The sequence below is a fragment of the Bradyrhizobium sp. WSM4872 genome, assembly GCF_055811715.1.
The window spans coordinates 58,481-65,624 of sequence record NZ_JBVVPT010000037.1 but is presented as its reverse complement, the minus strand read 5'-3'; the positions used below and the strand labels follow the sequence as shown (position 1 = coordinate 65,624).

General features: G+C 65.1%; 8 protein-coding genes. 2 read left to right on the top strand and 6 right to left on the bottom strand.

Annotated features, from left to right (window positions below; all coding sequences use genetic code 11):
* Positions 1-231 precede the first annotated feature (231 nt).
* The 6 genes from AC0L3C_RS32460 to AC0L3C_RS32435 are packed head-to-tail and all read right to left on the bottom strand — an operon-like array spanning position 232 to position 4,834.
* Positions 232-1,107, bottom strand: coding sequence for an amidohydrolase family protein (locus AC0L3C_RS32460; protein WP_473409992.1), 876 nt, complete (start codon positions 1,105-1,107; stop codon positions 232-234).
* A gap of 11 nt (positions 1,108-1,118) precedes the next feature.
* Positions 1,119-1,511 carry a RidA family protein gene (locus tag AC0L3C_RS32455; RefSeq protein WP_473409991.1) on the bottom strand — a complete coding sequence of 131 codons (393 nt, stop codon included), beginning with the start codon at positions 1,509-1,511 and terminating at the stop codon, positions 1,119-1,121.
* A 25-nt stretch (positions 1,512-1,536) separates the two neighbouring features.
* On the bottom strand, positions 1,537-2,340 hold the full coding sequence (gene hpaH / locus AC0L3C_RS32450) for a 2-oxo-hept-4-ene-1,7-dioate hydratase (RefSeq protein ID WP_473409990.1): 804 nt from the start codon (positions 2,338-2,340) through the stop codon (positions 1,537-1,539).
* Between the two features lie 3 nt (positions 2,341-2,343).
* Positions 2,344-3,204, bottom strand: a complete 861-nt coding sequence (locus AC0L3C_RS32445) for a fumarylacetoacetate hydrolase family protein (protein ID WP_473409989.1) — start codon at positions 3,202-3,204, stop codon at positions 2,344-2,346.
* A gap of 43 nt (positions 3,205-3,247) precedes the next feature.
* A complete protein-coding gene (locus AC0L3C_RS32440) occupies positions 3,248-3,865 on the bottom strand; it encodes a flavin reductase family protein (protein WP_473409988.1) in 618 nt (205 codons plus the stop codon).
* A 3-nt stretch (positions 3,866-3,868) separates the two neighbouring features.
* On the bottom strand, positions 3,869-4,834 hold the full coding sequence (locus AC0L3C_RS32435) for a Bug family tripartite tricarboxylate transporter substrate binding protein (protein ID WP_473363243.1): 966 nt from the start codon (positions 4,832-4,834) through the stop codon (positions 3,869-3,871).
* A gap of 132 nt (positions 4,835-4,966) precedes the next feature.
* On the opposite strand from AC0L3C_RS32435, the gene AC0L3C_RS32430 reads away from it, so the two are divergent.
* Together AC0L3C_RS32430 and AC0L3C_RS32425 are read left to right on the top strand one after the other, a co-directional pair.
* Entirely contained in the window at positions 4,967-5,767 is an 801-nt protein-coding gene (locus AC0L3C_RS32430) for an IclR family transcriptional regulator (protein ID WP_473409987.1), read from the top strand.
* 81 nt (positions 5,768-5,848) lie between these two features.
* Positions 5,849-7,144: an O-acetylhomoserine aminocarboxypropyltransferase gene (locus AC0L3C_RS32425; RefSeq protein ID WP_473409986.1), complete on the top strand. Its 1,296-nt coding sequence runs from the start codon at positions 5,849-5,851 to the stop codon at positions 7,142-7,144.

Below are 7,144 nucleotides of genomic sequence, written 5' to 3'. Positions count from 1 at the left end.
CGGCCCCGCCCCCCCGCGCCGGGGGCCCCCCCCGGGGGGGGGGGGGGGGGGGGGGGGGGGCGGCCTAGCCCAGGAAAAAGTGCTGGTTGTTGCTGAAGCGCTGGAGGCCGGTGCGCGACGGAAAGAATCCCCGTGTGGCACCCCCCTCCCTGCCCCTCCCCCACAAGGGGGGAGGGAACGGAGAGAGCGGTATTCGCGGTTAAACTCGACCCGGCTTCAGCTCATCTCGCCCTAGTCCGGAAAGCCGAACAGCTTGGCCGGATTGTGCACCAAAATCTTCTCCAGCTCCGCCTGATCGGCTGCGTAGCGGTACATCAATTCCAGCAGATCGGCGTCGTTGGGCGGCTGCTTCACCGAGACCGGGTGCGGCCAGTCGCTGGCCCAGACGCAGCGGTCGACCGCGGCCTCGATATAGGCCCGCGCGATCGGGATGACGTCGTCGTAAGGAGCACCGCGCTTCGAGGTCTTTTCGCCGAGCGACAGCATCACCCAGAAATTGCCCTTGGCGAGCAGCTCCAGCATCTTGCGCAGGTTCGGATCGTTTCTGCCGGCTTCCGGATCGGGCCGGGCCATGTGGTCGATCAGCACGGGGACGTCGAGGTTCTCGTATTTGGCGACGCTCGACATGATGCCGTCCTTCTCGGGCTGGATCTTGACGTACCAGCCGAGCTCGCGGATACGCGCAATCGCGCGGGCGAAATCAGCATCCGACAGCACGGCGCCGAGCTCCTGGCGGAAGCTGAAGCGCGCGCCGCGGACACCCGCATCATGCAGCTTGGCGAGATAAGCATCGTTCGCCTCGGCGAACACCAGCGCGTTGGCGCAGCCGCGATAGTTCGGGCCCATCGCGGCGAGACCGTCGAGCACGACGGCATGATCGGCGCCATAGGTGGTGGTCTGCACGATGATGCCGCGCTCGATGCCGAGCGTCTTGTGCACGCGCAGCGCCGCTTCCCAGGTCGCGGTCGGCATCCGATACGCCGCGCCGGGACGCTCCGGATATTTGTCGATGGGGCCCAGCACGTGAAACTGGCTGTCGACGGTTTTTGGCGGCGGCGCCTTGACCGGGCGGCGCGGGTTAGGATTGAACGGCAGATAGGCGGGCATGCGCAAACTCCTCAGTCGATCATTGCGGTGAAGTCGCACTGCACCAGCGCGCCGCCGTCCATGTTGTCCATCGGCAGCGCGTGGCGTGCCGGACGCGAATGCTCGTCCGGAAACATCTTCAGCCACTCGACATTGACGGGCCCGCGCTGCGTACGGGCTTTCAGCCACACCGTCATCTTGATGATGTCGTCCGTGCTGCCGCCGGCGGCCTCTACCGTGGCCTTCATATGCGCGAACATGTTGGCGCATTGGGCCTCGAGACTCTCGGGCATCGCGCCGGCCGCATCGCGGCCGAGGATGACGCCCGACATCACGAGATTGCCGATGCGGCAGGCGTTCGGAATCGGATTGGCGTGCTTGAAGCCGCCGATATGGATGCTCTTGCGCCGCGTGTGACCGGTCATGATGCGCTCCCTTTGATGTGTTGGTTCAGACGAACTGGCACGACACCGAGCCGAACGCGCCGTAGTCGGCATGCAACGTATCGCCACGGCGGATGTCGACCGGACGCGTGAACGATCCCGCCAGCACCACCTCGCCGGCGGCCAGATGTTCGTCATGCGGCGCGAGGCGGTTGGCGAGCCAGGCGATGCCATTGGCGGGATGATTGAGCACGCCGGCGGCCAGCCCGGTTTCCTCGACCTCGCCGTTGCGGAACAACAGCGCGCCGATCCAGCGCATGTCCGCGTCCATCGGACGGAACGGTCGGCCACCCAGCACCAGCGCGGCGTTCGCCGCGTTGTCCGAGATCGTGTCCATGACCTTTCGCGCCTTGCCGGTCTCGGGATCGACGCGGTGCATGCGCGTCTCCAGAATCTCCAGCGCCGGGGTCACGTAATCGGTGGCGTTGAGCACGTCGAAGATGGTGCAATCGGGCCCGCGCAACGGCGACTTCAGCACGAAGGCGAGCTCGACCTCGATGCGCGGCGCATGAAAACGGTCGAACGGAATCGGCGTGGCATCGGCATAGAACATGTCGGCGAACAGCACGCCGTAGTCCGGCTCGGAAATACCGACCGCGTTCTGCATCGCCTTCGAGGTCAGGCCGATCTTGTGGCCCTTGATGACCCGGCCGCGGCCGAGCTGGAGTTTGGTCCAGGCGCGCTGAACGGCGTAGGCATCCTCGATGCTGTAATCGGGATAGTCTTTGGTGAACATCGTGATCAGCGTCTTGCTGCGCTCGGCTTCGTCGAGCCGCGCGGCAAGGCGTTCGATCGTGGCGGTGTCCAGCATGACTTAACTCTCCGCCGCGACGGTGTTGCGCAGCACGCCGATGCGGCTGGATTCCACCTCGACGACATCGCCGACTTTCAGCCAGCGCGGCGGGTCGAAGCGGGCGCCCGCCCCTGTCGGCGTGCCCGTCACGATCATGTCGCCGGGCTTCAGCGTGGCGAAGGTCGAGAGATAGGAGATCAGGAAATCGAACGGGAACATCAGCCGTTCGGTGGTGTCCTGCTGCCGCACCTCGCCGTTGACGCGCGTGATGATGTCGTGAGGCCCGCGCGGGTCGAGCTCGTCCGCGGTGACGATCCAGGGACCGATGCTGCCGGAGCGATCAAAATTCTTGCCCTGCGTGACATTGAACTTGCCGTGGCGCAGCCAGTCGCGAATCGTGCCCTCGTTGCACAAGGTCATGCCGAAGATGTGCGCCCAGGCCTTTTCGCGCGGGATGTGGCGGCCGCCCTGGCCGATCACGATGACGAGCTCGCCTTCGTAATCGAGCTGCTCGGAGACGTGAGGCTTCTCCAGCGGCTGACCGGAGCCCGTCATCGAGGACATGCTGCGCACGAACAGGCTGGGATATTTGGGCAGGTCGGAGCTGTCCTTATACTCCGCATTGCGCTCGGCGTAGTTGACGCCGATGCACCAGAGCTTTTCCGGCGCCAGCACCGGCGGAAGCAGCACGAGATCGTCGAGTGCGTAGTCCGGCTTTTGTCCGACGACGGCTTCCTGCGCGTCGGCCAGCGCATTGGCTGCGATCACCGCCCTCACATCGGAGAAGTCGCGGCCGATCCGCCGGGTCAGATCGACGACACCGCCTTCGATGGCGGCACCATAGCGCGGCTCTCCGTCCAGGAGATAGCTGAGGAGTCGCATGGTCGTTCTCCAATGGTCTTGAGGTGCGGCCGGGACAGCGCGCTTAGTCTTTCGATTTGGGAGTCTGGAACACGCCGCGCAGCGTCACGATCTCGCCGAGACGGGCGTAGCGCGGCCCGCCGATGCGCGCGATCGGATCGAGCGCCGCAGTCTCGACCTTGCCGTCGTTCACGAGGCCGTCGCGGAGGTGGAACATCACGACCTCCCCCACGATGAGACGGCTGCGGGCGTCGCCGAATTCGAGGCACTGCCGGAAGCGGCATTCCATCGCGACGGGTGCAATGCCAAGACGCGGCACCTTGATGCGCTCGCTCGGGATCGTCTCAAGGCCAAGCTCCGCGACCTCGCTGATCTCAGGCGGATGCTCGACCGATGAGTTGTGCACGGCCTGCATCAGCGGGGTATCGGCGATGTGGATGACGTATTCCTCGGTGTCGAGGATGTTGTGCGCGGTGTCCTTGTAGTCCGCGCCCTTGCGGCCGACGCTGATGGCCAGCATCGGCGGCTTCTGCGAGACGAAGGTGAAGGCGCTGAACGGCGCGAGGTTGAGCACGCCCGCGCGCGACAGGCTCGTCACCCAGGCGATCGGGCGCGGCACCACGATGCCGGTCATCAGCCGGTAGATGCGCTCGGCGCCGAGCTCGGTGGGGTCGATCCGCATCGATCAATCCGCCTTGATGTTGGCCTTGCGCACGATCGGAATCCATTTGGCGTCCTCGCGCTCGAGATAGGCCTTGAATTCGTCGGGCGTCATCGCGACGGCTTCGCCGCCGAGCTTCTCGAACTTGTCGACCACGGCGGGGTCCTTCAGGATCGCGGTCAGCGCCTCGTGCAGCTTGTCGATCACAGGCGCCGGCGTGCCTGCCGGTGCGAACAGGCCCGTGAAGGTCTGGCCGTCAAAATCCTTGTAGCCGAGCTCGGCGAACGTCGGGACGTCAGGCAGCGACTTCAGGCGGTGCGGGCTGGTGACGGCCAGCGCCCGGAACAGGCCGGCCTTGATGTGCTGCAGGCTCACCGTGAGCTGGTCGAATGCGAACTGCACCTGCCCGCCCAAGAGATCGTTGACCGCAGGCGCATTGCCGCGATAGTGCGCGGTGACCCATTGCAGGTCGAGGCTGGACTGCATCAGCTCGCTGAGCAGATGGTTGGTGGTACCGGGGCCGGGCGAGGCCATCGTCAACTTGCCCGGCTCGCGCTTGGCGAGGTCGATGAATTCCTTGAAATTCGTCGCCTGCACCGACGGATGCACTTCGAGCACCAGCGGCGTCATCGAGATCGTCGTGATCGGCAGGAAGTCCTTCTTCCAGCTATAAACGTCGCGCTTGTTGATTTCGGTCGCGAACAGCACCGGGCCATTGGCGCCGACGAACAGCGTGTAGCCGTCGGGCGCGGACTTCGCGAAGGCCTCGCCCGCGATCATGCCGCCGGCACCCGCCTTGTTCTCGATGATGAAGGGCTGGCCGAGCTTTTCCTGAAGCTTGTCGGCGATGATGCGCGCGGCGCTGTCGACATTGCCGCCGGCCGGATAGGGCACGATCAGCTTGACGTTGCGCGCCGGCCATTGCTGGCCCGACGCCGGTCCCGTCAACATCGCCGCAGCGGCAGCTATGGCAATCCAGATTAATCTCATGTTAACCTCCCGGCGGCGCTTCTAATTTCACGTCGAATGCCCCTGACATCGTACATGGCATCTCGATTCGGAGCGCAATCTCCAGATGCGCGCTTTACCTGTCGAGTGAATTGTGGCGTTCTTGTCCATATTATGGACAAGACCTCTTCCGCGAAATCCGCCCGCCGCATGACCGAGCCGCGACAGGGCGCGCAGGCAATCCGGCGCGCGCTGGCGGTGCTGCGCATTCTCGCCGCCGGCCGCGAAGACGGCGTGCCGCTGGCCGAGGTGGTGCGGGCAACCGGCCTCACCCGCCCGACCGTGCATCGCATCGTCCACGTGCTGATCGAGGAAGGCATCGTCGAACGGCACGATAAAACCGGCCGCTACGCGATCGGCAATCAAGTGCCGGAGCTTGCGCTCGCACGGGCCCGGCCGTCGCGGCTGCTGATCGCCGCAAATCCGTCGCTGCAACGCGCCTCCACCGAGATCGGCGACACGCTGTTCCTGACGGTGCGGACTGGCAATGACACGCTGTGCGTCGATCGCAGGATTGGAATCTATCCGATCCAGGTGCTGTCGATCGAGGTCGGCGCGCGCCGGCCGCTCGGCGTCTCCAGCGCAGGCGTCGCGATCCTCGCCGCGATGCCGGCACAGGACGCGCGAAAAATCGTCGCAGCCAACGAGAAAAGACTGGAGGCCTACCGGACCGACGCTGCGACGGTGCTGGGCCAGGTCACCGCCGCGAGACGGCTGGGGTATGGCATGAGAGAAATTGGTCTCGTGCAGGGCACGAAATCGATCTCGACCTGGATCAAGACCCCGGACGGCCGCCCCGCTGCCGCGATGACCGTCTCCGCCGTTCGAACGAGGCTCGGCCCGCGCCGCGAACAGGAGGTCGCGGAGATTTTGCTGCGGGAGGCGCGGATCATCGAGCAGGCGATCCGGGGCTAGGCCACGCCGTCAATGGGCTGACTTCGCATGCTGTTTTGTGGCACAAGAGCCACCTCCGCCGACCGAGCAACGAGGCCACGCATGCCCGCACCAAAACCGCCCGCCTTCGAGACCCTGAGCCTGCATGCGGGCCAACATCCGGATCCCGCGACCGGCGCCCGCGCGGTGCCGATCTACCAGACCACGTCCTACGTGTTCCAGGATTCCGATCACGCCGCCGCGCTGTTCAATCTCGAACGCGCCGGCCACATCTATACGCGCATCTCCAATCCGACCACTGGTGTGCTCGAGGAACGGCTTGCGGCGCTGGAGGGCGGCGTCGGCGCGATCTGCACCGCAAGCGGCATGGCCGCGCTCCATCTGGCCATCGCGACGTTGCTCAATGCCGGTGACCATATCGTGGCGTCGAGCTCGCTCTATGGCGGCACCATAAACCTGCTGGCACACACGTTGCCGCGCTTCGGCATCACCACAACGTTCGTGAAACCGCGCGATCTCGATGCGTTCCGCGCGGCGATCAAGCCGAACACGAAGCTGGTGATCGGCGAGACCATCGGCAATCCCGGGCTCGAAGTGCTTGATATTCCGAAGGTCGCGGCGATCGCGCATGACGCGAAGATTCCGCTGCTGATCGACAACACCTTTGCCACGCCCTATCTCAGCCGTCCGATCGAGCTCGGCGCCGACATCGTCATGCATTCGGCGACCAAATGGATCGGAGGCCACGGCATCGCGATCGGCGGTGCCATCATCGACGGTGGCCGGTTTGACTGGCGTTCATCTGGAAAATTCGGCGTGCTGACCGAGCCCTATGGCGGCTATCACGGCATCGTCTTCGACGAGCAGTTCGGCACGGCCGCCTTCATCATGCGCGCGCGCACCGAAGGCCTGCGCGATTTCGGCGCTTGTCTATCCCCGACCAACGCCTTCCAGCTGTTGCAGGGCGTGGAGACGCTCGGTGTGCGCATGGACCGCCACATGCAGAACACGCACCTCGTGCTGGAAGCCCTGAAATCCAACAAGGCCGTAGATTGGGTGCTGCATCCCTCGCTGGAGGACCACGCTGACTACCAGCTGGCAAAGACATTGCTGCCGCGCGGCGCCGGCTCGATCGTCTCCTTCGGAATCAAGGGCGGCCGGCCCGCGGGACGCAAGTTCATCGAAGCGCTGCGCATGATCAGTCATCTCGCCAATGTCGGCGACGCCAAGACGCTGGTGATCCATCCCGCGTCGACCACGCACCAGCAGATGGACGCCGAGCAGCTCAAGGCCTCCGGCATCGGCGAGGAGCTGGTGCGGCTCTCGGTCGGCATCGAGACCGCAAGCGACATCATCGACGATCTCACCCAAGCGCTGCGCATCTCGCAAAAGGTCTGA

Bases quoted from the DNA above. Each gene is read 5' to 3' on its own strand.
- AC0L3C_RS32460 (WP_473409992.1), bottom strand. From the start codon at position 1,107: ATGCCCGCCTATCTGCCGTTCAATCCTAACCCGCGCCGCCCGGTCAAG.
- AC0L3C_RS32455 (WP_473409991.1), bottom strand. From the start codon at position 1,511: ATGACCGGTCACACGCGGCGCAAGAGCATCCATATCGGCGGCTTCAAG.
- hpaH (WP_473409990.1), bottom strand. From the start codon at position 2,340: ATGCTGGACACCGCCACGATCGAACGCCTTGCCGCGCGGCTCGACGAA.
- AC0L3C_RS32445 (WP_473409989.1), bottom strand. From the start codon at position 3,204: ATGCGACTCCTCAGCTATCTCCTGGACGGAGAGCCGCGCTATGGTGCC.
- AC0L3C_RS32440 (WP_473409988.1), bottom strand. From the start codon at position 3,865: ATGCGGATCGACCCCACCGAGCTCGGCGCCGAGCGCATCTACCGGCTG.
- AC0L3C_RS32435 (WP_473363243.1), bottom strand. From the start codon at position 4,834: ATGAGATTAATCTGGATTGCCATAGCTGCCGCTGCGGCGATGTTGACG.
- AC0L3C_RS32430 (WP_473409987.1), top strand. From the start codon at position 4,967: ATGGACAAGACCTCTTCCGCGAAATCCGCCCGCCGCATGACCGAGCCG.
- AC0L3C_RS32425 (WP_473409986.1), top strand. From the start codon at position 5,849: ATGCCCGCACCAAAACCGCCCGCCTTCGAGACCCTGAGCCTGCATGCG.